Annotated in this window: 23 protein-coding genes; 14 read left to right on the forward strand and 9 right to left on the reverse strand. The window is 67.4% G+C overall.

Annotated features, from left to right (window positions below; all coding sequences use genetic code 11):
* Nucleotides 1-10: 10 nt before the first annotated feature.
* The gene (locus tag ACGFNP_RS17045) at nt 11-2,260 is read right to left on the reverse strand and encodes a protein kinase (protein WP_393319381.1); all 2,250 of its coding nucleotides are present in this window, start codon (nt 2,258-2,260) and stop codon (nt 11-13) included.
* A 74-nt stretch (nt 2,261-2,334) separates the two neighbouring features.
* Between ACGFNP_RS17045 and ACGFNP_RS17050 the strand changes: the two genes are divergently transcribed.
* The 3 genes from ACGFNP_RS17050 to ACGFNP_RS17060 are packed head-to-tail and all read left to right on the forward strand — an operon-like array spanning nt 2,335 to nt 5,233.
* Nucleotides 2,335-3,840 carry a succinic semialdehyde dehydrogenase gene (locus ACGFNP_RS17050; protein ID WP_393319384.1) on the forward strand — a complete coding sequence of 502 codons (1,506 nt, stop codon included), beginning with the start codon at nt 2,335-2,337 and terminating at the stop codon, nt 3,838-3,840.
* Between the two features lie 15 nt (nt 3,841-3,855).
* Nucleotides 3,856-4,437, forward strand: a complete 582-nt coding sequence (locus tag ACGFNP_RS17055; protein ID WP_393319387.1) for a TetR/AcrR family transcriptional regulator — start codon at nt 3,856-3,858, stop codon at nt 4,435-4,437.
* 37 nt (nt 4,438-4,474) lie between these two features.
* Entirely contained in the window at nt 4,475-5,233 is a 759-nt protein-coding gene (locus ACGFNP_RS17060) for an MBL fold metallo-hydrolase (RefSeq protein WP_358330372.1), read from the forward strand.
* Here ACGFNP_RS17060 and ACGFNP_RS17065 read toward each other — a convergent pair.
* Entirely contained in the window at nt 5,230-5,970 is a 741-nt protein-coding gene (locus ACGFNP_RS17065) for an N-acetyltransferase (RefSeq protein ID WP_358330369.1), read from the reverse strand. The genes ACGFNP_RS17060 and ACGFNP_RS17065 overlap by 4 nt on opposite strands.
* A 124-nt stretch (nt 5,971-6,094) precedes the next feature.
* Between ACGFNP_RS17065 and ACGFNP_RS17070 the strand changes: the two genes are divergently transcribed.
* From ACGFNP_RS17070 to ACGFNP_RS17080, 3 genes are all read left to right on the forward strand, one after another.
* Complete coding sequence (locus ACGFNP_RS17070) at nt 6,095-7,588, forward strand: DUF885 family protein (RefSeq protein WP_358330366.1); 1,494 nt, start codon at nt 6,095-6,097, stop codon at nt 7,586-7,588.
* A 54-nt stretch (nt 7,589-7,642) separates the two neighbouring features.
* A complete protein-coding gene (guaA, locus tag ACGFNP_RS17075; RefSeq protein WP_358330363.1) occupies nt 7,643-9,190 on the forward strand; it encodes a glutamine-hydrolyzing GMP synthase in 1,548 nt (515 codons plus the stop codon).
* A 253-nt stretch (nt 9,191-9,443) separates the two neighbouring features.
* Nucleotides 9,444-10,313, forward strand: a complete 870-nt coding sequence (locus ACGFNP_RS17080; protein ID WP_393319392.1) for a hypothetical protein — start codon at nt 9,444-9,446, stop codon at nt 10,311-10,313.
* A 21-nt stretch (nt 10,314-10,334) separates the two neighbouring features.
* Here the strand turns inward: ACGFNP_RS17080 and ACGFNP_RS17085 are convergent, their stop codons facing one another.
* Nucleotides 10,335-11,381 carry an NmrA family NAD(P)-binding protein gene (locus ACGFNP_RS17085; RefSeq protein ID WP_393319395.1) on the reverse strand — a complete coding sequence of 349 codons (1,047 nt, stop codon included), beginning with the start codon at nt 11,379-11,381 and terminating at the stop codon, nt 10,335-10,337.
* Nucleotides 11,382-11,510: 129 nt separating this feature from the next.
* Here ACGFNP_RS17085 and ACGFNP_RS17090 point away from each other — a divergent pair, with 129 nt between their 5' ends.
* Nucleotides 11,511-13,628, forward strand: a complete 2,118-nt coding sequence (locus ACGFNP_RS17090) for an NACHT domain-containing protein (protein ID WP_393319398.1) — start codon at nt 11,511-11,513, stop codon at nt 13,626-13,628.
* A gap of 123 nt (nt 13,629-13,751) precedes the next feature.
* Here ACGFNP_RS17090 and ACGFNP_RS17095 read toward each other — a convergent pair whose 3' ends face one another.
* On the reverse strand, nt 13,752-14,399 hold the full coding sequence (locus ACGFNP_RS17095; RefSeq protein ID WP_393319401.1) for a LuxR C-terminal-related transcriptional regulator: 648 nt from the start codon (nt 14,397-14,399) through the stop codon (nt 13,752-13,754).
* Nucleotides 14,384-15,634: a sensor histidine kinase gene (locus tag ACGFNP_RS17100; RefSeq protein ID WP_393319404.1), complete on the reverse strand. Its 1,251-nt coding sequence runs from the start codon at nt 15,632-15,634 to the stop codon at nt 14,384-14,386. The genes ACGFNP_RS17095 and ACGFNP_RS17100 overlap by 16 nt, the downstream gene beginning before the upstream one ends.
* Before the next feature lie 176 nt (nt 15,635-15,810).
* On the opposite strand from ACGFNP_RS17100, the gene ACGFNP_RS17105 reads away from it, so the two are divergent.
* The 3 genes from ACGFNP_RS17105 (at nt 15,811) to ACGFNP_RS17115 (ending at nt 17,476) form a co-directional block, all read left to right on the forward strand.
* Nucleotides 15,811-16,251 carry a hypothetical protein gene (locus tag ACGFNP_RS17105; protein WP_393319407.1) on the forward strand — a complete coding sequence of 147 codons (441 nt, stop codon included), beginning with the start codon at nt 15,811-15,813 and terminating at the stop codon, nt 16,249-16,251.
* A 132-nt stretch (nt 16,252-16,383) separates the two neighbouring features.
* The gene (locus tag ACGFNP_RS17110; protein ID WP_393319409.1) at nt 16,384-16,986 is read left to right on the forward strand and encodes a hypothetical protein; all 603 of its coding nucleotides are present in this window, start codon (nt 16,384-16,386) and stop codon (nt 16,984-16,986) included.
* Between the two features lie 49 nt (nt 16,987-17,035).
* Complete coding sequence (locus ACGFNP_RS17115; RefSeq protein ID WP_393319412.1) at nt 17,036-17,476, forward strand: ASCH domain-containing protein; 441 nt, start codon at nt 17,036-17,038, stop codon at nt 17,474-17,476.
* A 185-nt stretch (nt 17,477-17,661) separates the two neighbouring features.
* On the opposite strand, the gene ACGFNP_RS17120 is transcribed toward ACGFNP_RS17115, so the two are convergent.
* Both ACGFNP_RS17120 and ACGFNP_RS17125 read right to left on the reverse strand, forming a co-directional pair.
* The gene (locus ACGFNP_RS17120) at nt 17,662-17,955 is read right to left on the reverse strand and encodes a DUF397 domain-containing protein (protein WP_358330338.1); all 294 of its coding nucleotides are present in this window, start codon (nt 17,953-17,955) and stop codon (nt 17,662-17,664) included.
* A complete protein-coding gene (locus ACGFNP_RS17125) occupies nt 17,955-18,809 on the reverse strand; it encodes a helix-turn-helix domain-containing protein (RefSeq protein WP_393319415.1) in 855 nt (284 codons plus the stop codon). The genes ACGFNP_RS17120 and ACGFNP_RS17125 overlap by 1 nt, the downstream gene beginning before the upstream one ends.
* 563 nt (nt 18,810-19,372) lie before the next feature.
* Here ACGFNP_RS17125 and ACGFNP_RS17130 point away from each other — a divergent pair.
* The 4 genes from ACGFNP_RS17130 (at nt 19,373) to ACGFNP_RS17145 (ending at nt 21,502) form a co-directional block, all read left to right on the forward strand.
* Nucleotides 19,373-19,849, forward strand: a complete 477-nt coding sequence (locus tag ACGFNP_RS17130) for an ATP-binding protein (protein WP_393319418.1) — start codon at nt 19,373-19,375, stop codon at nt 19,847-19,849.
* Nucleotides 19,850-20,499: 650 nt separating this feature from the next.
* Nucleotides 20,500-20,634, forward strand: a complete 135-nt coding sequence (locus ACGFNP_RS17135) for a hypothetical protein (protein ID WP_358330332.1) — start codon at nt 20,500-20,502, stop codon at nt 20,632-20,634.
* A gap of 6 nt (nt 20,635-20,640) precedes the next feature.
* A complete protein-coding gene (locus ACGFNP_RS17140) occupies nt 20,641-21,054 on the forward strand; it encodes an FtsX-like permease family protein (RefSeq protein WP_393319422.1) in 414 nt (137 codons plus the stop codon).
* 97 nt (nt 21,055-21,151) lie between these two features.
* Nucleotides 21,152-21,502: a helix-turn-helix domain-containing protein gene (locus ACGFNP_RS17145; protein WP_358330327.1), complete on the forward strand. Its 351-nt coding sequence runs from the start codon at nt 21,152-21,154 to the stop codon at nt 21,500-21,502.
* Between the two features lie 18 nt (nt 21,503-21,520).
* Here ACGFNP_RS17145 and ACGFNP_RS17150 read toward each other — a convergent pair whose 3' ends face one another.
* Both ACGFNP_RS17150 and ACGFNP_RS17155 read right to left on the reverse strand, forming a co-directional pair.
* Nucleotides 21,521-22,969 (reverse strand): hypothetical protein, encoded by a 1,449-nt coding sequence (locus ACGFNP_RS17150; RefSeq protein ID WP_358330324.1) that lies wholly within the window; start codon nt 22,967-22,969, stop codon nt 21,521-21,523.
* Nucleotides 22,970-22,988: 19 nt separating this feature from the next.
* Nucleotides 22,989-23,672, reverse strand: a complete 684-nt coding sequence (locus tag ACGFNP_RS17155) for a polysaccharide deacetylase family protein (RefSeq protein ID WP_393319426.1) — start codon at nt 23,670-23,672, stop codon at nt 22,989-22,991.
* Between the last annotated feature and the right edge of the window lies 1 nt (nt 23,673).

The raw sequence follows: 23,673 nt of genomic DNA on the forward strand, positions 1-23,673 counted from the left end.
TGGTTCAGGATCATCCACCGGGATTGACGGTGAAGACAGGACTGAAGTCAAGGTTCTCGGGGATGTCGAGCAGCTTGCGGACCAGCTTGCCCTTGAAGTCCACCACCTGGATCTCGTCCCTGACGGAGTTGTCCTGTTCCCAGCAGTAGAGGTGGGTCTCGTCGTACCAGCCGAGGACCTTGTCGCAGTCGGAGGTGAACCGGCGGATCCGATCGCCGCTGCGCGCGTCCCAGACGCAGTGGTCGCCGTCGCCGCCCTTGGGGCAGTTCGTGATGAAGACTTTGCCGGAGGGGGAGAAGATGTCCTGCGTGCCGGAGGCCAGCGTGCCGATGTTCGCCAGGGTGCGGGTGGCCTTGCCCGTGGTGTCGAAGAAGCGCAGCCCCTGCCCGGTGGACATGTTGACCACGCCCTCCTCGTCGCCGTCCCAGCCGTAGGCGGTCTTGCGGACCGAGGTGTCGGCCACGGTGACCACCTTGGCGTCCTCCGCTTCCACGTCCACGATGACGAAGCCGAGGTAGAGCCAGTCCTTGCCGGTCTCCTTCTCGATGTTGAGCAGGATCTTCGAGCCGTCCTTCGACCAGGCGCGGATGCTGCTGATCAGCGGCTTGCGCACGGTCTTGATCGAGGTTTTCTCGCCCGACTGCCGGTCGGTGATGATCACCGAGTCGTAGTTGTCGGAGGTGTAGTTCCGGCCGCGGCCGGCCAGCGAGTGGCCGTCGGGGGAGACCAGCGACTCCCAGTTGCGGGAGTACTTCGTGAACGTGCCGCGTAGGGAGTTGCGGGCGTAGTCGATCCAGTCGTCGGCCTTCTTGTTGTAGACCTCGTACGAGGTCAGCGTGCTCGGGTCGGCCGCGTTCTCGTACACCGAGATGGAGCCGCCCGGCAGCTGTCTCTTCGTGCCCGTCCGCGGTACGCCCGTTGGTGTGGCGCTGGGTTTCCTGGCGGACGCCGAGGCCGCCACGCGGTCGGTGGGTGTGAGGGAGGCCGGGGGCCTGGTCTGGCTGATGATCACGGCGACACCGGCGAGTACGAGCAGTGCGACGGTCACGGTCGCGCCGATGACGATGGGGGCCCGGCTCTTCTTCGGGCCGTAGCGGGGGTCGTACGAGTTCGGGCGCGTCGAGCGGTGGTCGTTCGTGGGCGGGTGTCCACCCCCGAGGGGCTGGCCATGGTGACCAGGCATCGACGGCGGCCCGCCAGGCATCGAGGGTTGCCCGCCGCCCATGGACGGCGGTCCGTAGTGACCAGGCGCCGAAGGCGGTCCGCCGGGCATCGAGGAAGGCCCGCCGGGCATGGAGGGCTGGCTGTGATGGCTGCCCATGGCGGGCTGGCCCAGCGGAGAGGGCGGGCCGGACAGCTGACCGGTCACGGGCGGCTGGCTGTGCTGCGGGCGCCAGGGCTCCGCCGGGGCGGCCGCCGCCGCTGCCTGGGCGAGCATGCCGGAGTTGGGCACCGGGTGCTGCAGCAGGCGCATGATCACCTGCTCGGCAGTCGGCCGCTGCGCCGGATCCTTGGCCAGGCACGCCGCCACCACGTCGAGCAGCGGACCCTGCAGCACGCCGAGGTCCGGCTGGTGGTTCAGCACCCGGTTGATCACCGCGGGCATCGTGTCGCTGCCGAACGGTGACCGTCCGGAGGCGGCGAACACCATCGTGCTGCCCCACGAGAACAGGTCGGCGGCCGGCCCGACGGTGTGCCCCATCACCTGCTCGGGCGGCATGTACGAAGGCGTGCCCACCGGCATGCTGCTGATCGTCGAGGTGGCGTTGAGCGCCCGGGCGATGCCGAAGTCGATCACCCGCGGCCCGTCGGCCCCGATGATCACGTTGGCCGGTTTGAAGTCGCGGTGCACGATCCCGGCCTGGTGGATCGCGGCCAGCGCGGTCGCCGTGCCGATGGCCAGGCGGTGCAGGGACGTGCCGGTGCGCGGGCCCTCCTCCTGGACGACCTTCTGGAGGGAGGGGCCTTCGATGAACTCGCTGACGATGTACGGGCGGTCGTGCTCGATGCCCGTGCCGAGCACCGCGGCGGTACAGAACGGCGCGACCTGCTGGGCGACCTGGACCTCGCGCAGGAACCGGCCCACGCTCACCTCGTCGCCGGCCTGGTCGGGGCGCAGCCACTTGACGGCCACGTGCGTGCCCGCGGGGTCTCTGGCCAGGTAGACGACACCCTGGCCGCCTTCGCCCAGCCGGCCTAGGAGGGGCAGACCGCCCAGCCTCTCGGGGTCTCCCGGTCTGAGTGGCGCGAAGGTTGGCATGAAGGGATTCTGTCCCCATGCCACGGATTGGCAAAAACTACCCGCCAGTAGCGATCCGGAATACCCTGCTTCCTATGCACGTGACGTCCAGCGGCAAGACCACCGAGATCACCGCACCGTTCACCGGCGAACCCCTCGCTCAACTGCCCGTTTCCGGGCCGGATGACGTACGTGCGGCATATGAGAAGGCCAGGTCGGCACAGGCGGAGTGGGCCGCGCGGCCGATCGCGGAGCGGGCGCGGCCGTTCCTGCTCCTGCACGACGCGATCCTGGACCGCAGGGACGAGATCCTCGACATCGTCCAGAACGAGACCGGCAAGGCCCGTAAGCACGCCTTCGAAGAGGTGCTGGACGTGGCGGGCTGCAGCCTCTACTTCGCCCGGCGCGCCCCCGGCCTCCTCGCCCCGCGCCGGCGGGCCGGCATCTTCCCCGTGGCCACCCGGGTGATGGAGCTGCGCCAGCCCAAGGGCGTGGTCGCGCTGATCACGCCGTGGAACTACCCACTCTCCCTGGGCGTCACCGACGCCGTGCCCGCGCTGCTGGCGGGCAACGCCATCGTGCACAAGCCCGACACCCAGACCGCCCTGTCGACGCTGTGGACCATCGACCTGCTGGCCGAGCTGGGGCTGCCCCGCGAGGTCTGGCAGGTCGTGCTCGGCGAGCCCGCCGAGGTCGGCGACGCGCTGCTCGACGGCGCCGACTACGTGGCCTTCACCGGCTCCACCCGGGGCGGCAGGAAGATCGCCGAGGAGGCCGCCAAGCGGCTCATCGGCTGCTCGCTGGAGCTCGGCGGCAAGAACCCGATGGTGGTGCTCGACGACGCCGACCTGGACCTCGCCGTCCAGGGCGCGATCCGCGCCTGCTTCACCAACGCGGGCCAGCTCTGCCTGTCGATCGAGCGCCTGTACGTGCACACCGCCGTGTTCGACGCCTTCGCGGCGCGCTTCGCCGAGCAGACGGCCGGACTGAAGCTGGGCACGGGCCACGACTGGTCGGTCCAGATGGGCTCGCTCACCTCACAGCGTCAGCTGGACGCGGTCAGCGCGCATGTGGACGACGCCGTGGCCAACGGCGCCACGGTGCTGACCGGCGGCAAGGCCAGGCCCGACCTCGGCCCGCTGTTCTACGAGCCGACCGTGCTCACCGGGATCACCGAGGACATGCGGCTCTGCCGCAACGAGACGTTCGGGCCGGTGGTCGGCCTCTACCGGTTCTCCTCGGACGACGAGGCGGTCGCGCTGGCCAACGACACCATCTATGGGCTCAACGCCTCCGTCTGGACCTCCGACCTGGCGCGCGGGCGCGCGCTCGCCACCAGGATCAAGGCGGGCACGGTCAACATCAACGAGGGGTACGGCTCGGCGTACGCCTCCTATGACGCGCCCATGGGCGGCATGAAGGCGTCCGGGCTGGGCCGCAGGCACGGCGCCGAGGGTCTGCTGCGCTACACCGAGGCGCAGACCGTCGCCGCGCAGGCCACTTGGCTGGGCTTCGAGCCACCCTTCGCGATGACGTACGACAAATGGGCGAACGTCCTGGTCACCACCCTGAAGACCATGAAGAGGCTCCACCTGAAGTAGGTATACGTTGTATACGTGAAGGAGCAGGGAACGGCCGCCCGCATCGCGGACGTCGCGCGGCGGATCCTCGTCGAGCAGGGCGCCGAGGCGGTGAGCATGCGCCGGGTCGGCGAGGCCGTCGGCGTCACCGCGATGGCCATCTACCGCCACTACCCGAACCGCGAGGCGCTGCTGCGGGCCGTCGCCACCGCCAGCGGTCGCGAACTGGCCTCGGAATGGGCGCGACTCCCAAGGTCCGGCACCCTTGAGGAGCGGATCGACGTACTGCTCGACGGCTTCCTCGACTTCGCGCTCGGCCGGCCGCACCTGTACACGTTCCTGATGTCGGACGCCTGGGCGCAGGCGCGGCGTTTCCCCGAGGACTTCCGCGACGGGCAGGGGCCGCCGTTCACCGTGGTCGTCGAGTTCGTCGAGGAGGGGATGCGTACCGGCATGCTGCGTCGCGACGACCCGCTGGAGGTGGCGCTGGCCGTCACGTCGTGTGCGCAGGGGCTGGTCCAGCAGTACCTGAGCGGACGCGTCGCGATGGACGAGGCCGGGTTCCGCGCGCTCTGCCACCGGACCATGCGGCGGATCATCGACGGCCTGCGCGCGTGAGCGGAATATCGCGTCCGGCGCGGGTGTCGTGATCTCCATGGAGATTCGTTACGTGGGTGGCCCGACCGCGGTTCTGGAGATCGGTGGGGTGCGGCTGCTGACCGACCCCACATTCGACCCGCCGGGTGACTACCCGATCGGGAACCGGGCGCTGGTCAAGACGGCCGGACCGGCGTTCGGGCCCGGCGACGCCGGGACCGTGGACGCCGTGCTGCTCTCACACGACCAGCATCCCGACAATCTCGACAAGGCCGGACGCGCCTTCCTGCCCTCAGCGCCGGTGGTGCTGTCGACGGGGTCGGCGGCCGAGCGGATCGGCGAGCCGGTCCGGGCGCTGCCGAACTGGACGCACACCGATCTCGTACGTCCCGGCGGCGGTGCGCTGCGGGTGACCGGCGTGCCCGCGCAGCACGGGCCCGACGGGAGCGAGCACCTGGTGGGCGAGGTGACCGGGTTCGTGCTGAGCGGCGAGGGGCTGCCGACCGTGTACGTGAGCGGGGACAACGCCTCGCTGGACGTGGTCAGGGACATCGCGGGGCGCGTCGGGGCGGTGGATGTGGCGGTGCTGTTCGCCGGAGGCGCGCGGACGCCGCTGGTGGGTGACGCGTACCTCACGCTGACCAGCGACGACGTGGCGGAGGCGGCCGAGATCCTGGGCGCCCGTCACGTGGTGCCGCTGCACTTTGAGCATTGGGGGCATTTCACGCAGGGCCGGGACACGCTGGTCAAGTCCCTCGCCGCGCTCGGCGACCGCGCGCACCTGCTGGAGCCGGGCGAAGGGGTGACTCTCTCTTAGAGCGGATGGCTGACCCAGACGTTCGGCTCGACGTAGACGGCGTGGTCGTGCGCCACGTCGCAGTGCACGGGGTTGAGCGCGCCAGGGACCTCGACCGGACCGGGCCGGTCGAACGGCAGGCCGGTCCACCCGCGCCACTCGTCGAGCGTGCCCGGGATCACCATCGAGCGCGGCGCGACCTTGACGATCTTCGCCCCGGCCCGCACGTGCACGCGCAGCCAGGCGTCATGCGGCAGGCCGTCGTCCCGGGACCTGAAGGCGTACTCCGTCATGGGCGTGTGCGGTTCGAGGTGCTTCTGGTTCGGCCGGACTGGCGCCACCAGCTCGCCGAACCCCAGCCGCGCGGCCTGGTCGCGCATCGCGGCCAGCATCAGCGGTGACAGCCCCGAGCCCAGCAGGTCGCTCCTGACGGTGATCTCCAGCGCGGAGACGGCGTCCAGGGGGCGGTCCCGCTTGACGGCCAGCCATCCGTGGCGGATCACCCCGTCCCAGCCGTCGTCGGGCAGCTCGGCGCCCCTGGTCGCGAAGGGGATCATGCACGCTCTGGCCACCATCCGGCCGGGTTCGGCGTCGTCATCGGCCACCAGCACGTATTCGGCGTAGTCCGTCGCGGCGACCGGGTAGAACAGGTCGGCGATCGGGTCGTTGAGCATGAAGACGCGCCATGAGCTGTCCATCTCCCATAACGTGGGCGCGAACTCGGGACGCTCGGCGAGCGTGGTGATCCGGAGCGACATGCGGATCATTGTCACATCTCCCGCGACCGGCTCTCATCACATTTCCAACGGCCGCTGGACGGGCCTCGCTGTACTGCTCTCGCTGGACTCCTCAAGATCAAGTACGTGCGCTAGCGTCGGCGGCATGACGGAACTCGACCCCAGGCTCCGTGCCATCACAGATCTGAACGTGGCCGAAGCGCGCGAAACGGGCGGCAGGCACGAGTACGACGGCAGGATCCAGGACCTGTCGCCGGAAGGCGTACGGGCTGGACTGGCGCGGCTTGGCGAAGGCGCCGCACCGGCCGACCCGTACGACTCGGCGCATCTCCGGATCTTCGAGGACGGCCTGCGCACCCAGTTCGGCGAGCTGGAGCTGCATCGCAGCAACCCGCTGCCCCACCTGTCGAACCTCGACCTGGCCTGCTACGACCGCGACTACGCGCCGGAGGCCGAGCGCGCGGCCGCCAGGGCCGCGCACCTGGCGCTCTGGCCGGAGGCGGTGACGAACGCGATCGCCGCGCTCGACCGGGTCAGCGCGCCCGTCGCGAGATCGCTGGTCACAGTCGTCCAGGGGCTGTCCGCCGGTGTCACGGATGCGGCCGCGCTCGACGCGCACGGCCTGCTGGTCGCGCACGTCGAACGGGCGGCGGCGGTCGGCGATCCCGACGCGTCGCTCGGCGGTGACGCGCTGGCCCGGCTGATGGGCGCCACCGAGGGGCTCCCCGTCGACCTCGGCCGGCTGGCCGAGCGCGCCGACGCCGAGCGTGACCGGCTCATGGCCCTGCTCACCGAGTCCTGCGCCAAGCTGGGGCGCCGGGGCGAGCCGCCGCTCGACGTCGTACGCGAGCTGGTCAAGCAGCACCCCGACGCCGACGGCGTCATCGAGGCGGCCAGGATCGGCACCGAGAAGGCCATCGCGTTCACCCGCGAGAAGGACCTGGTGCCCTACCACGACGGTGAGTGCCTGGTCGGCCTGGCGCCCCCGTCGCGCCGCTGGGCGATGGCGATGATGTCGTGGAACTCTCCCGGCGAGCCGGAGGGCCCCTCCTACTACCACATCACCCCGCCCGACCCCTCCTGGCCCGCGCGGGACATCGAGGAGTGGCTGGAGGTCTTCAGCGACACCACGCTGCCCGCGATCAACGTGCACGAGGTCGCCCCCGGGCACTTCTCGCACGGCCGCGCCCTGCGTCGCGCCGGATCAGACGTCCGGCGGCTGCTGCAGTCGATGTCGTTCACCGAGGGCTGGGCGCACTACGCCGAGGAGCTGTGCGTCGAGGAGGGGTTCGAGGCCGAGGACCCGCGCTTCGAGATCGGCGTCTGGATGGAGGCGCTGATCCGCGTCACCCGGCTGGCCTGCGCCATCGGCGTGCACACCGGCCAGATGACGGTCGAGGACGGTGCCCGGCGCTTCGAGTCCGACACGAACCTGGCCGGACCGGCCGCGCTGTCGGAGGCGAGGCGGGCCACGTTCGACCCCACCTATGGCCGCTACACCTGGGGCAAGCTGCTCATCCTCGACCTACGCGAGCAGGCGCGCAAGGAGTGGGGCGCGGGCTTCACGCTGCAGCGCTTCCACAAGGCCCTGTTCGACCTGGGCTCGCCGCCGTTGGGGCTGATCGGCAGCATCCTCTAGGTTCACCCCCCGATACACTTGGAGCACCGCATTCGCCTTTGGGGGGTCCTCTCGGTGTCTGAGTTCGACACAGTGCTCGTCGTCGACTTCGGCGCGCAGTACGCGCAGCTGATCGCCAGGCGGGTGCGTGAGTGCCATGTCTACTCCGAGATCGTCCCCTCGACGATGCCGGTCGAGGAGATGCTGGCCAAGAAGCCCAAGGCGATCATCCTGTCCGGCGGGCCCTCCTCGGTCTACGCCGAGGGCGCGCCCGCCGTGCCCCACGGGCTGTTCTCGACGGGCGTGCCGACGTTCGGCATCTGCTACGGCTTCCAGGCCATGGCCCAGGCACTGGGCGGCGAGGTCGCCCAGACGGGCGTCGCCGAGTACGGCGGCACCGACCTCGACGTGCTCAGCGAGGGCGTGATCTTCGCCGGGCTGCCCATCGCGCAGAAGGTCTGGATGTCCCACGGCGACAGCGTGGCCGCCGCCCCCGACGGCTTCACCGTGACCGCCTCGACCAATCAGACCCCCGTCGCCGCCTTCGAGGACGCCGGGCGCGGGCTCTACGGCGTGCAGTTCCACCCTGAGGTGCTCCACTCCGAGCACGGCCAGGCGGTGCTCAAGCACTTCCTCGACGCGGCCGGCTGCCGACCCACCTGGACCATGCTCAACATCGTCGAAGACGCTGTCGAGGCGGTCCGCCAGCAGGTCGGCGACGGCCGCGCGATCTGCGCGCTGTCCGGCGGCGTCGACTCGGCGGTGGCCGCCGCGATGGTCCAGCGGGCCATCGGCGACCGGCTGACCTGCGTGTTCGTCGACCACGGCCTGCTGCGCAAGGGCGAGGCCGAGCAGGTCGAACGCGACTTCGTCCGCGCCACGGGCGTCAAGCTCCGCGTCGTCGACGCCGCCGACCGCTTCCTCAAGGCGCTCGACGGCGTCAGCGACCCGGAGGACAAGCGCAAGATCATCGGTCGCGAGTTCATCCGGGTCTTCGAGGACGAGCAGCGCGCGATCATGGCCGACGGTCCCGTCGACTTCCTGGTGCAGGGCACGCTCTACCCCGACGTGGTGGAGTCCGGCGGCGGCACGGGCACCGCCAACATCAAGTCGCACCACAATGTCGGCGGCCTGCCCGAGGACCTGCAGTTCAAGCTGGTGGAGCCGTTGCGGACGCTGTTCAAGGACGAGGTGCGGCGGGCGGGCGAGGAGCTCGGGCTGCCGGCGGCGATGGTGTGGCGCCAGCCGTTCCCCGGCCCGGGGCTGGGCATCCGCATCGTCGGCGAGGTCACGCGGGAGCGCCTCGACCTGCTGCGCGAGGCCGACGCGATCGCCCGCGAGGAGCTGTCGCGCGCTGGGCTCGACCGGGAGATCTGGCAGTGCCCGGTGGTGCTGCTGGCCGACGTGCGGTCGGTGGGGGTGCAGGGGGATGGGCGTACGTACGGGCATCCGGTGGTGCTGCGGCCGGTGACTTCCGAGGACGCGATGACGGCCGACTGGTCGCGGGTGCCCTATGACGTGCTGTCCCGGATCTCCACTCGCATCACCAACGAGGTCCGTGACGTGAACCGGGTGGTGCTCGATGTGACGAGCAAGCCGCCGGGCACCATCGAGTGGGAGTGACGTCCCGACGGTCAGATCCCAGGCCACAAGCTGGCACCCCAATCGCTTGTGTGCCTTGTTGACCTGAGAGCGTGGGTTGGGCACGACGGTGACCGGCCAAAACATGAAGGTTCCTCTGGTTGCGGTCGTCCAGTTTGCGGCTTCTTGACAAGTTTTTGTCATGTTCATGGTGACAGATGGTCAACTTGCGCTCATTCTTTGTTATGGTCGCTTCTTGTCCCGCTTTTGGGACAACCTTTACCTAAGGAGGACCATGAGGAACACTGCGCGGATCATCGCTGTCACCACGGCGCTCGCGGCTGCCACGGCTCCGTTGCTGGCGCTCTCGTCTCCGGCTCTCGCCGAGCGGTCCGCCAAGACCGTCCAGTCCGTCCAGAACCTGCCGCTGGACTGGCTCTCCCTCCAGGGACTCACCGAGACCGCGCACCTGCAGCGCATCAAGCAGTTGCTGGGGAAGGGCTACGTTCCCTCGGCGTTGAGCGTGACCAACGCGGCCAACCCGGAGTACACCTCCGTATGGGTCAAGGACGCCACCCGCAAGGTGAACGTCCTGCAGGACCTGTCGGTCACCGACCTGCCGAAGCGCGTCACCGAACAGCAGAAGCTGGGCTTCCAGCCCACGCTGATCACTGGTACGGGTACGGGCGCGGGCGCCGTCTTCGCGGCGGTCTTCGAGAAGACCACTCGCAAGCTCCAGTCCAGGACCGACCTGACCAAGGACACCTTGGCGACCGTCAATACCCAGCTCAGCGCCGCCGGTTACACCATTGCCTCGCTGGACGTGTACGGCACGGCCGAGAAGCCGCTCTACGCGGCCGTTTGGGCTGCCGGCGCCGTCGCGGGAACCGTCCAGGTGACCACCGGCCAGACCGTGGAGCAGCGCGGCAAGGAGCTCCTGGCGCGGGCGAAGCAGGGGCTGAGCCCCATCGCCATGGCCGTCGAGCCCGGCAAGCTCTACTCCACCGTGTGGGGCAAGGTCGGTTCGACCGGCCTGAAGGAGTACCTGCAGCTGTCCCGTGTGACCTACAAGCTCAAGTCCATCGAGTTGAAGGGGCTGGGTTACCACCCCACGGTGGTGAACGTCGAGGACAATGTCTACGCGGCGATCTGGAGCAAGAGCTAAGAGCTCGGATCGAGAATTTCGTCACCCGGGGTGCTTCCGCGTTCTGGGAGACGGCCGTAGCTCCTCGTCCGGAGGCATCGCCCGGACGCTGCCTCCGGACGCTGCGCCACGGTGGGGCGCCGCCTGACGGGATGTCGACCCGCAGTCTCTGAACGAGTGCCACCGCACGCCGGGAAACTCCGCGTGCAATGCGGTGATGTCCGTGTGCACCGGGCTGTCCTCGAAGCTCTGCAACATGTCGGCGATCTCGTCACCCGCCCACTGGCGTACCAGCGGGATGGGGATGCTCTCGTACGGCAGGTCCTTGCCGATGGCCTCGGCCAGAATCTCCGCGGCCTCCAGGCTGGTCACACTGTCGGAGACGATGTCGATCGAACGTCCGCCCAGCGCCTCGGGGTTCTCGATCGCGTGCACCGCCAGTCCGGCGATGTCGAGCACCGTGACCTGGTCGAGCTTGCGATGGGCGGAGAGTGGGAATGCGTAGACGCCCGCGTTCAGCCGGTTGAAGCCCACGTTGAGCGCGCTCTCCATGAAGTACACCGGCTGAAGACCGGTGAAATGCACACCCTGCTCGGTGATGTAGCGCTGGACGACCTGCTTCGCGGAGGCGTGGTCGACCGTGAAGTCCGCATCACTCGCGGCGCCCCTGACCGAGGAGTAGATCAGGTGCGCGCCTGCCTCGGCCGCCGCGTCGGTGAGGGCGCGACCCTGGGAGATCTCCTCGGCGGCGCCGTTCTCACCGATCGGAACGGTGATGCCGAAGACGGCGTCCATGCCCTTCGCCGCGCGGGTGAGAGCTCCGGTGTCGGCGAGGTCGCCGGTCGCGAGCCGGGCGCCCTTGGCGGCGAGTGCCTTCGCCGCCTCTGTGCCAGGGTCGCGGACATAGGCGACGTCGCTTCCCACAGGTTCGGCTGTACGCCCATCAACGAGAACAACTGCCTGCTCACCCGTTCCCGGTACTCGGCTGACAGCGGGTCCACCCCATAGATCGCGCGGCGCGAAGGCCAGGAGGAAGGAGAGCAACGCCAGGAACTCCGGCGCATTGCCCGGCTGACCATCGACCGGCATGGCGGATGCGGTGAACCCAGGCACGTTCCCGTTCCCGCATCTTGCGATCAAGTTGCGCGACAGGCAATTGGGTCGCCCAATGGGCCAAGAACGCTCGCAGGGCGGCGATGATCGCGCGATGATGGCCCCGTGAGCAGATCACCCTCCCGCTCGCGAGTCTTCCTGGCGGTGCTGGCCATCACCATGCTGGTGATGTCGATATCAGCATTGGCCCTGCTCTCGGTGGATTGGACACAGCAGGCTCATCCGCTTGACCTCTACGCAGGGATCCTGGCCACCGTTGGACTCATCGCCGCACTGGTGGGATGGGTCAAGGGTCGTACGCCTACGTCCGAGACCCCCCTCGTCCCCGACGTGAAGGCCGCCGCCGAGACTCTCGTCGCGCTCGTCAAAGACCAGTGGCACGACGAGGCCCGTCACCGCGGGACGGAGGGCCCGCATCCGATGCCGGTGCGATGGCAGTTCACTGCGAGCAAGGCGCTGATGGGCCCCCGTCACCTGATCGCCCCCGAGGGCTTCGTCTTCGACGGCCGCAGCGACCAGATCAAGGCCCTGGCCGACCAGTTCCGTGCGCTCAAGCGCCAACGCCTGATCATCAGCGGCGGACCCGGCACCGGCAAGACCACGCTGGCTGTCCATCTGCTGCAACACCTGCTATCCGTCTGGGCTGCCGACCAGGCTGCGGCGAGCCCCAGCGAGATCGTCCCAGTGCCGGTGCTGCTGCCGGTCAGCCGCTGGAATACCGATACCCATCCCAGACTCCAGCTCTGGCTTGCCGAGCAGCTCGAACAGGACTACCCGGCGCTGAAGGCACCGCAGTTCGGCCCCGGTGCCGCTGCCGCCCTGGCCCGCGGCGGGCACGTCCTGCCTGTCCTGGACGGCTTGGACGAGGTCGGCCATGACCAGCGCGCCCGCGTCATGGCCGCGCTCAACGCCTCGCTGGGCGAACGGCAGCAGTTCATCCTGACCAGCCGCAAGGAGGAACTGGAGCGGGCACAGGCCGGTCAACCGGTGTCCCGCACAGCCGTCATTGCCCCTAGCGCACTCACTTCAATCCAAGCAGCCAGCTACCTACGCGCCCGTTTGTCCGATCCGCCGCCCCATGCCTGGGGAAAGGTCCTGGACGCCCTGACCGGCGGCACGGCTCCTGGACTCGCCGCGGTGGCCGCCGTCCCGCTCGGGCTGTGGCTGATCCGCACCGTCTATCTCGACGCCCGAGCCGATCCCAGTCCGCTCGCGGGCCCATTGGGCACCGATGACGCCGCTCTACGCGCTCATCTGCTGGATCAAATCATCCCAGCCGTCATCAACAACGAAATGGCCGGTCGCTCCCGTTCTCGCCGCCGCTGGGATGCCGAGACCACCCGCCGCTACCTGGACTACTTGGCCCGCATCTTCCCGCCTGCCGAGGGCCGTGACATCTCCTGGTGGCGCATCGCAGCCGCCACCCCGCACATGCGACGCGACCTCAGGCTCATCGTCGGGCTCGTGGTCACACTTCTTGCCTCGCTCTCGGTCATATTCACGCTCGCGCTCACGGTCGTTCCCGAAATAGCGGTCGGGTTCGGAATTGCGTCCCTCTCGCTCGGGTTCATCGCCTGGCGCGAAAGCCGCACCTGGCCCGACAACGTTCCCGCCTATGCCGACTTCCGTCTGCACGGACGCGTGATCTCCCTCCTCAACTCCATCGCGCAAAGAATGAGCTATGGGTTCATGGCGGGGTTGTCGGTCATGGTCGGGGTCCAGTTCCTGCCCGGGCCCGGGCGCGAGCTCCGGGTCGCGCTTGCGATCGGGCTGTCTGTCGCGCTCGCGGTCGCGCTCGGGGCCGGTCTGACGGCGTGGGCGGAGTCGCCGAGTCTCATGTCGATCAGCACTCCCGGCTCCAGTTATCGCTCCGACAAGGCCCGTACCCTTGCTCGTGCGCTCGCCGTCGGGCTCCCGCTGGGACTCGCGATCGGGTTCGCTGTCGGAATCGGGCTCGGATTCGGGACCGCGGCCGGGATCGTGTGCGGGCTGGCGACGGGATTCACGGTATGGCTCACCGCTGGTTGGCATCATGCGTGGCTGGCCTGCATCATCGCGACCGGCAAGCTCGCCCTCGCGGGACAGCTTCCCTGGCAGCTCATGAAGTTCCTCGACGATGCCCACCGTCTGGAACTCCTACGCGCTGTCGGGCCAATCTACCAATTCCGTCACGCCGCTCTGCACGACCATCTCGCCGCCAAGCCGTCCCAGCGATCAGATTGACCTCGCAAGGAATGAACGAGTGCACCAATGGGCCCATTGGGTCGCCGCCCGTGCACTTGCGGCCCGCGCCGTCACCTGCAGCCATCTACATTCGGGACACGTTCGGTTGCGAGAAGTCCTCTGTCAGGGATTGTTCAGGTAGGTGAGAACGGCGAGCACGCGGCGGTTGTTGTTGTCGTCATCGGTGATGCCGAGCTTGCCGAACAGGGAGGTGGTGTACTTGCTGATGGCGCTCTCACTGAGGAAGAGCCGCTGGCCGATGGCCTGATTGGACAGTCCTTCCGCCATGAGGCTGAGCACGGAGTGTTCGCGTTCGGTGAGCTGTCCGAGTCGTCGGTTAGAGGAGCCGCTGGACAGCAGTTTGGCGATGACGGCCGGGTCCATGGCGGTCCCGCCACCGGCGACGCGTTCCAGGGCGTCGATGAACTGGTCGGCGTCGAACACGCTGTCCTTGAGGAAGTAGCCGATGCCACCGGAGCCGTCGGCCAGGAGTTCGCGGGCGTACAGCTGTTCGACGTGCTGAGAAAGGATCAGGATCGGCAGCCCGGGGACCTCGCCGCGGGCGGCGAGAGCGGCCCGCAGGCCCTCGTCCGACTGGGTCGGCGGCATGCGGACATCGACGATGGACACGTCCGGCCGCCACGTCAGCAGTGCGTCGAGCGTCTCGGGTCCGGTGGACGCGGTCGCCACCACCTGGTGTCCGTACGCCTGGAGGAGGCGGACCATCCCGTCACGCAGGAGGTAGAGGTCTTCGGCTACAACGATGCGCATGGCACCACCATTCTCGCGCGGGTCGGACCGCCTTCCGGACTGGTGACCTCCAGGGCACCGTCGAAGACCGCGAGGCGGTGGTGCAGCCCCGCGAGTCCGCCGCCGGGTAGCACGTCGGCCCCGCCCCGGCCGTTGTCTTCGACCTCGACGACGACGCCGGTGTCGTCCCGGGCGATGGAGATGCGGGCCCGGGTCGCGTGGGCGTGTTTGACCGCGTTGGTCAGCAGTTCGGCGACTCCGAAGTACAGGGCGGACTCGATCGGCGGGTCCAGTCGTAGCTGAACGTCGGTGCTGACAGCCGTTTCGAGCGGACTGTCCAGCGCGAGTGCGCGGACGGCGTCGACGAGCCCTCGTTCGGTCAGCACCGGCGGGTTGATTCCCTTGACCAGTTCGCGGAGCTCGGTCAGTGACGTGGTGGCGCCGGCTCGCGCTTCCCGCATAAGCGCCTTGGCCTGGTCGGGGTCGGTTTCCATCAGTTTCTCCGCGGTCGCCAGAGAGAGGCCGAGCGCGACCAGGCGGGCCTGCGCCCCGTCGTGCAGGTCCCGCTCGATCCGGCGGATCTCGGCGGCCTGCGCGATCGTGGTGTCGGCGCGCTGGGCCGTCAGCTCATCCACCCGGTCGGCCAGCGTCATCGCGTTCATCCCGGTCGACGGGCGCAGGAATCGGACGGCTACCGGCTCGACGGCCCGCCAGGCGTACGGGGCACTGGCGACGGCCACGACCGCGCCGGCAACAAAGATGGTGGGCGACGACTGAAACAGCCCGAAAACCGCTGCCGCGGCTCCGGCCGGCGGGACCGCGGCGATCACGCCCGCGGTGACCGGCGCGATCGCGGTGAATCGCAGGTCACGCCAGAGGGCGGGATCGCGCCACCGGGTTCGCCACTGCTGATCGAGGCGGGCGTCGCGGCTGGTGCGCTCGTAGGAGTAGCCGTTCCACCAGTACCCGGTCGACATCTGTGTCACCGGACCGGGCTGCCGGTATACGGCGGGAATGACGGTGCCCATCCACTTCGCGACGAGGGAGCGGATCATCCGGCACACCGGGCGGGACAGGGCGAACGTGCCGATACATGCCCACAAGAACGGCGCTATCCCCGACCACGGGTTCCCGCCCCACCACCAGATCCACAGCGCCACGGCACCGGCCCACACGGCCGGGATCAGCATGCTGACGACCATCACTACGCAAGCGCGCACGAACCCCACGGCGACACTAGCCACCCACTGTCGCATGACTCTTCCTTCTCGCTTCGGTGCTTTCACTGTGCACCGCACAGAGCCGTGTCCCCGCCAGATCGGCTGTGAAGTGGGTCTAGCCCCACCCACCTGTACGTCCAGCCGCATACCGCATCACCCGTCGCGCTTCCTAACGTCGACACCAGTCCAGACAACACGAGGAAGAATCCGACATGGAAACCCCCAACCGCACCACGGCCGAGGTCGGCCACGTCAACCACCCGCACACCCAACAGGCCTTCGGCAAGGTGAAGAGATTCGTCGCTGCCTACGGCGCGCTCAGTGTCGCCGTCCTCATCGTGGTCGTCGTCCTCTCGGTCCTGGGTCGCGAGGTGACTTCGTTCATGTGGGGCCGGACCGGTGGGATGTTCGCGAGCGCCGTGGTGACCTACTGGCTGACCGTCCTCGCCTCACGGGGAGCACGATGGGCTTACGTACGCGTGCGCATCATCTCCGTCATCGTGCCGATCGCGATCGTCGCGATCGACGGCATCCCTGGCGCCCTCCCGCTGTGGTTCGTCGCGATGCAGGTCGCAGGTGCGCTCGCCCTCGTACCAGCCGCGTTCATCGTCAACCGGTCCGAACTGCGCGCCGCCTTCCCCAAGGCGCACTGACCACCTCAGGAGCGGGTGGCGTAAGTAGCCTTCAGCTGTCGCTGGCCATCCTCCCAACTACAAGTCATTTTTAGTTTGGCGTACCAGATCTACGTCAAACTAAAAATTTCTGTTAGGACCTAAACTGGCACAGTGGAGTCACGTGAAGACACGCCTCGTATGCGGCTCTGGCGACGGGCAGCGCACCAACGCGGCTACTTCACCGCAAGCCAGGCCCTTGAGGACGGCTACTCCTACCAGTCGCAGTACTTTCAGGTCCGCCAGGGTCACTGGATGCGCATCGATCGCGGCCTCTATCGCTTCCGGGAGTTCGTTGATCTCCCTCCAGGCGAACATGATCATCTCGTACGCTGGGCGCTGTGGAGCCAGGGACGCGCGGTCGTCTCCCACGCCACCGCGCTCGCTGTTCACGATCTGGGCATCGCCAATCCTGCCCGGATCCATCTGACGGTCCCGCCCGATTTCCGTCGGCGAAATTCCTCGGTGGTCCTCCACCGAGGAGAGCTGACGAGTGACGAGGTGGAAGAGCACGAAGGATTTCGGGTGACCAGACCCGTACGCGCCATCGCGGAGTCCGCTGCGGACAGCGTGGATCAGGATGTGATCGACTCCGCGGTCGTCGAGCTGCTCGATCGTGGTGCCGCGACCAAGGGACAACTTCTGAGGGCTGCACAGCAAGCCGGATCGAGGGCCGAGCTGGCGGTAGAGCGAGCCATTCGCACGGAGCTCACATGAGCCGCTATTCGACCCCGGTGGATCTCCGACGCGCCTCGCCCAGTTCCCCGTGCCGACCGCCTGGCCGGAAGGTGGCGACGTGATGAACGAGCGTACCGATTCCGTGGAGATAATCAGCCCGAACAACGTGCTGGTGAACGCGATGCGAGCCCGCGAGATGAATCTCTACCGCCGCTACTTCGATCTGGTCGCCACCGGCCGCAAAACAATCGAGGTCCGCGTCCAGTGCCCCAACCTTCGCACCCTGACGGCCGGCGACCACATCCGCTTTGTCTGCGGCCGCGACGACGTCCTCACCCGCGTCAAACGCGTCGCTCGCTACGCCTCGTTCGAGGAGATGCTCGACACCGAAGGCCCCGCCAACGTCAACCCCGACAGCCCCCGCGACCAGCAACTCGTCAACATCCGCCGCATCTATGGCCCGGAGAAAGAAGCCCTCGGCGTTCTGGCCATCGAGATCGAACTCCTCGACCCACCCGCGAACCCCTAACACCGAAACCTCCAGCTATGGGAATCAATCCCAGGCGTCTGGGGAGGATCGTCGGGCTTCTTGATCTACATCTCGGGATCGGTTCCCGACGGTGTGGCAGGGGTCACCGAAGGCGCGGGCGCTCTTTCCCAGTAGGTCTTGTTGAGGGCGAGGCGTCAGCTCTATTTGAGGACAATAAATCGACGCTAGGCTAGATCGTCGAACTCGCCCGCCATAACTCCTCGACGGAAAGCTGCGAACTCGCTTCGAGTGAAGTACAGCTTGTGGCCATCGGGATCTTTGGAGTCCCGTAGCGCAATCAAAGATCCCATACCGGCTTTGTGCTGTGCACCGACGAGCGCTTCATTTCCGGCACCATCAAAGCCTTCGTCCACTAGCGCTACTTCGACGCAGTCTCCGCCCGTTCCATTGGAAAAACTGGACTTGCGCCATGTCGTGTCGGCAGACTGCTCCAGGTCTTCGTCTCTTCCATGGTTCACTAGGTCGCTCCTGCTGCCTGCTTGATCAGGCGTCGGGTCTGATCGGGCCCAAGTGCTCGTGCGCGAAGATGATCGAATAGGCGATTGTAGGCGTTTACGTCATCTGGGGCTTCGAGGTAGATACCGCCTCTCCAGTAATCAAGGTACACGATGTCTGGATCCGACAGCTTTGGGAACTTGAGGATACGGAACCCGCCGTTCATGGCTGGATGGGCTCCGCTGTCGAAGGCAAGTATCTGGATGTTGATGAAGTTCTGCGATGACAGCTCAAGGAGGCGCTCAAGCTGTCGACGCATGACGCCCTCGTCGCCTATCTCTCGTCGGATGACGGCCTCATTCAGCACCATCCACATCTCGGGCGGTTCCGCAGACGCTAGACGCTCTTGACGCTTCATCCGGATTGAGAGACCGCGTTCCAGCTCCTCCTCGGAGGGCAGGGTCGGCTCTGCTCCCATGATGGCCTGTGCGTACTCCTCCGTTTGGAATAGACCAGGTATGTACTCGCTCTCATATCCGGAGATGAGCGATGCGTCCTCTTCAAGCCCCACATAGCTCTGGAAGTGCTCGGGGATCGAGTCGGATATCTTGTCCCACCAGCCCCGTTTTCGTGCGTCACGGGCCAGTTGGAGAAGCACCTCTTTGCTGTGGGCCGGCACATCGTAGATCTCCAGCAACATGGTCACGTCGGCTATGCGGGCGCTGGTCTGGGCCGCTTCGATGCGGGTGATCGTTGGTGGCGAACAACCCAGCCGCTCTGCGACCATCTCGCGGGACATGCCTTTGTCCTTGCGCAAGTCGCGCAAGATGGCGGCCAGGCGTCGCTGGCGGGCTGACGGGCTGCGCTGGGCTGTCATTTCACCTCCGTGAGTACGGCAAGTCTCTTAGATTGATCTTGATTCCACAACTTGTACTAAGTTCACTCTGCGAAATCTGTTGCGCAGAGAGTAGCGGGCAATGCACACTCTGTGTGGAAGCGATGCAGCCTCTGGGTTATCTACCTGCATCGTTATGAATGGGTCAGCTCGGCTGTCGGTGTAACTGACGCGCTCATCAATCAGTGAACTAAGTACAGAGTGGCGTGTCTCTGTTCCGGTTCCAGCGCTTGAAAGGTGGTTCGAGCGATGCGTCGCACGCGGAAGCAAGATGAGTGGACACGATCGGATTCAACGGGGCCGACTCACGAGCAGGTGCAGTTCCTCCATCTGACCCGGCTGGCATGGGCTTTGCGGGTGCGGGGTTTGACCGTTTCGGTTCAGCTACCGCGGCGTGCCGAACCGTGTATCTGCGTCCGGCGGGCGTCGGGGCCGCTGCTCGTCCGGGCTGCGCTACAGGGCGAGCGGTGGGTCTTCACCTGGGGCCGGGGACGTGATCGGTGGGTGGATGCGCTTGACGAGCGCGCACTGCGGGGGGTCGCGCAGTGAGCGATCGGACATTGGTGAAGATGACATTTCCGGGGATTGCGCGCTCCGCCTCGCTGGCCCGTCGCTGGGTCGCGGATGTGCTGACCGCAGCCGGGCATCAGGATGTGGACGGTGCGCGGCTCATCACGAGCGAGCTGTTTGCGAACGCCGTGCTGCACACCGGCTCGGGACGAGCGGGCGGCCTGGTCACGATTGAGGTCTTCGAGATCGGTCACGCCCTGGCCAGGATCGAAGTGATCGACGAGGTTCCCCCTCTCCGTGAGCCCAGCAACGGCGACTGCGGCGGGCGCGGGTTGCGGCTGGTCCACGAGAGCTCGATACGGTGGGGGATTCGCGCCATGCCCCCGAGACGGAATTCGGTGTGGGTCGAGGTGTCCACGTTGATGGTCCTCGGCGCGTCGGAGTATTCGGGCTGGTCCGATGGCGCTGCGGCAAGCGCGCGCGAGGCGCCGTCGGCGAACGTCCACTCTTAACGGTCACGTCGGCTGCGTGCCGTGACGTTTAGTAACGAATAGTCCGCAGCCCGGTGCGGTGATCAGAGACCTTCGTTCTTGAGCGCCAGCCATGGCCTAGTTGCTCAACATGCCTTTTAGACCTCAGCTCCCAGCCCTTCCATCGGGAACGAGGAGGCATCGCACCATGACCGAACTGCCTGACTTCCACGGCCCTCACATCGGTTCCCCGCTGCCCGACGCTGAAGCTGTCGATTGGAGTGAGCAGGTGCCGCGCTTCACGCGCGTACGGGTCCTGCGGCACACCTGCGAGTGCAAACCGTACGTCTACGAGCTGTGTGCTGCTGGTGGACTCGCGTGGGTGCGAAGGACCAGCCGGCTCGGCTCTGCCCCGAGCGTCACTGAGAGCGACCCGGCTTCGTTCAGCAGGGCCGAAGCGCTATGGGAAAAGCTCTTGAACGGGGCGGCTGCATAGCGGAGTTATCGATCGCAGGTGAAGTGGCTGCGAAGTGCCCTGAACGCGACGAGAGTGGACCGGGTGCTCAGGATGAGCCCCGTGAGCCCCACGCCACCGCCACGAACAGCCAGGGATTCTTGGTTTCCAGGACCTGCGACAGGGCCAGACCGATGCCGGCGGGGACCGTGACGAGGGTGAACACGACGACGGCGCTGTGGACGTGCTGGTTCTCGTCGTCGCGGGCGAACTGGTTGAAGTCGCTGATCTCGGTGAGGAGCTGCTCGAAGCGTTCCTGGAGGACGTGCTGACGCTGATAGGCGGACAGGAGCCGGTCGGGGATCCCGTGTGAAGTCAGGTGCGGCGATTACGGCAGGTCGTACTGCCTGGTGAGGGCTATCGCCTGCTTCTCATCCACCTGCTGCGGTGTGCGGGCTATCTGCTCGCGCAGGTCTTGCAGGATGTTGTCGCCCGCGCGGGAGACGCGGGAGCGGAGGAGTTCCGGCTGCTGCGATCGGCGGGCGCGCAGCCGGGACAGCTCGCCCGGGCGGTGGGTTGGGAGTCCCTGATCGTGACGTGCGCGGGGGCGCTGCTCGGGACGGGAATCGCCGCCGCCTCACTGACCGCCATGGGCAAGGCGGTCACGGGCGAGCTGTGGTTCGCCTACTCGCTGCCGCAGTACCTGGGACTCGTGGCGGTCTGCGCCGTGAGCGGCCTGGTCGCCGGGCTGGTCTCGACGAGGAAGGCACGGAACGGACCGCTGGTCTCCTGACACAGACTCGTCCACTTCATCCGAGTTAAAGCAGGATGAAAAGCCCCATAGGGGATGTCTTGTAACAGTGGTCATGATGTGTGACCATCAAGGTCCTATGGAGGACGTTGTACCGCCGCGCGAGCTCCTCGACCGCATCGCCGGCAAGTGGGCGATCGAGATTCTGGTGGCGGCGTCTGACGGGCCGATCAGGTTCACCGAGTTGGAGCGGCTCGTCGAGGGCAGCCGCCGGATGCTCACCCTGACGCTGCGCAGCCTGGAACGTGACGGCCTGCTCCAGCGTACGGTCTACGCCACGGTCCCACCCAAGGTCGAGTACGCGGCCACGCCGATGGCGCTGGAGCTCCGCGAGGCGCTGCTGACGCTCACCGACTGGTCGGCCAGGCACGGGAAGTCCGTGGCGAAGTCCCGCGAGAGCTACGACGCCCGCCACGCGGCCGCGAGTTAGCCCGCACGCGGCCGCGAGTCAGACGGCCGCCTCCTCGCGCTCGGCCGACGCCGGTCCGCGCGGGGGCAGGCCGCGGACGAGCCGTACGACGGAGGCGACGAGCAGCGGCACCAGCAGGACGCTGATGAGGATCGGCGAGGCCATGTAGCGGAAGTCCTGGGCGGAGATGTTGGCCAGGATGGCGAGCTGTTGCCCGGCCACCGGCGCCGCCACGGCGATCACATAGCGGTTGCGCAGCGCCAGCGCGCCCACGGCCACGGCCAGGTAGGACAGATAGCACCAGAACGCCCCCCGCCACAGCACCCAGTCGTACTGCGGTTCCTCGGCGGTGGCCAGCCACGAGCTCGCCGCCTGGTAGAGGTTCTGCGACATGGGCCTGAGCGAGTAGACCCACCGGCCCTGGAAGTCGGGCACCTTGCCGGGGCCCACGTAGGTGTCGGCGTTCGGACGCAGCGAGAAGCGGTAGGTCCGCCCGCCGGGAGCCGTGTCGTCCCCGGACACCTTCCAGGCGATCGCGCCCCGGCACAGCCTGGCGTCGACCACCATCGCCGGCCGTTCGACCAGCAGGCGTTTCCAGAGGTCGAGCAGTTCGGTGGCGTGCGCGTCGGCCTGCGGCCAGTTGAAGTCACCCCGCCAGATCAACGGGTTGATCGTGTAGCAGGTGCCGCCCAAGGTCCACCTGTTCAGCGGCGCGACGGCTGACATGAGCGCCTTGTCCTGCTCGGTGAACAGCTCGGGATGGTCCCGGTAGGCGACGGCGATGTCGCCGAAGGCCGTGTGGTAGACGTACGTCTTCGACGGGGCCGCGATGCCGAGCTGGGGGAAGAGCAGGTTGCTGAGCAGTAACGGGATGGCCGCCGCCACCGTGCCGACCAGCGCCAGCCGTACCCGCATGACCGAGACGACCACGAGCAGCACGACGATGGCGACGCCCACCACGAGGAAGCCGTTCGCCCGGAACAGCCCCAGCGCGGTCATCAGCAGGCCCAGCCCGAGCAGCCTGCGGTTGGTGACGGTACGGTCGGCGGCCATCGCGGCGCAGGCGGCCGCGATCGCGACCGCGCAGATCGTGAACGGCACGTCCTTCCAGAGCGTGACCGTGAACGCCCCGGCCGTGGGCACCAGCGGCAGGAGCACCGCCACCACCGTCGTCGTCTTGCGCGGCGCGCCGAGCGCCTTGAGCGCTTCCGTCAGGTACGTGAGCGCGGCCGCCATCGCCGTGGTCTGCAGGAACGTGACGGTGCCGAGGTCACCGGTGGTCCTGAAGCTGAGCCACAGCAGCGAGTCGTAGAGAACCGAGTGGTCGCCCACCCACGGGCCGACGATGGTGTGACTCAGATAGAGGACCGAATCGCGGCTGAACAGGCCGGGATAGAAGGCCGCCCACCAGCAGGCGAGAACGGCCTGAATAGCAACGAATGTCCCGAGTGGCACCCATCGCCGGCGCTTGGCGATTTCGATCTGCATGGCTCCCGATCCAGGCGGTCTAGGGGTAGCTCACCCCGGCCTCCATCCCCTTACCGCGCAGCAGCGTCGGCACCGTGACGAGGTGGTAGCCGTGTTTTTTGAGCTCCTTGATGATCGCCGGCATGGCTTGTACGGTCTGCGGCACCACGTCGTGCATGAGGATCACGCCGTCGCGCTTGGCCAGCCTGAACACGGCCGCCTTGATCTTCTCTACATTACGCAGCTTCCAGTCGAGCGTCGTACCCGTCCATAACACCTGTGACATGTCCTGCGAGCCCGCCAAGCCCAGCACCCGGTCGTCGGTGGCCCCGTACGGTGGCCGGAACATCGTCGGCAGCTTGCCCGTCTGCTTCTGGATGAGCTCCTGGGTGGTGTGGATCTCGTCGAGGATCTCGTTGTCCAGCAGTGTGGGCAGCGACGGGTGCGAATAGGTGTGGTTGCCGATGGCGTGGCCCTCGGCGGCTTCCCGCCTGACGATGCTCGGATATTTCTCCACCTGCTCGCCCACCAGGAAGAAGGTGGCTTTGACACGTTCCTTCTTGAACAGGTCGAGCAGCTTCGGCGTGTAGACGCTCGGGCCGTCGTCGAAGGTCAGGGCCAGGCATTTGACCTGGCTGCAATTGATCTCCGCCGATGCCTGAACGTCGGTCGCGGGGAGCGCGGTCATCACCAATGACGCCGCCAGTAAGCCGTGAATCACCACA

Origin of the sequence: Nonomuraea sp. NPDC049269 (genome assembly GCF_043197155.1) — a bacterium.
Taxonomy (GTDB): Bacteria; Actinomycetota; Actinomycetes; order Streptosporangiales; family Streptosporangiaceae; genus Nonomuraea.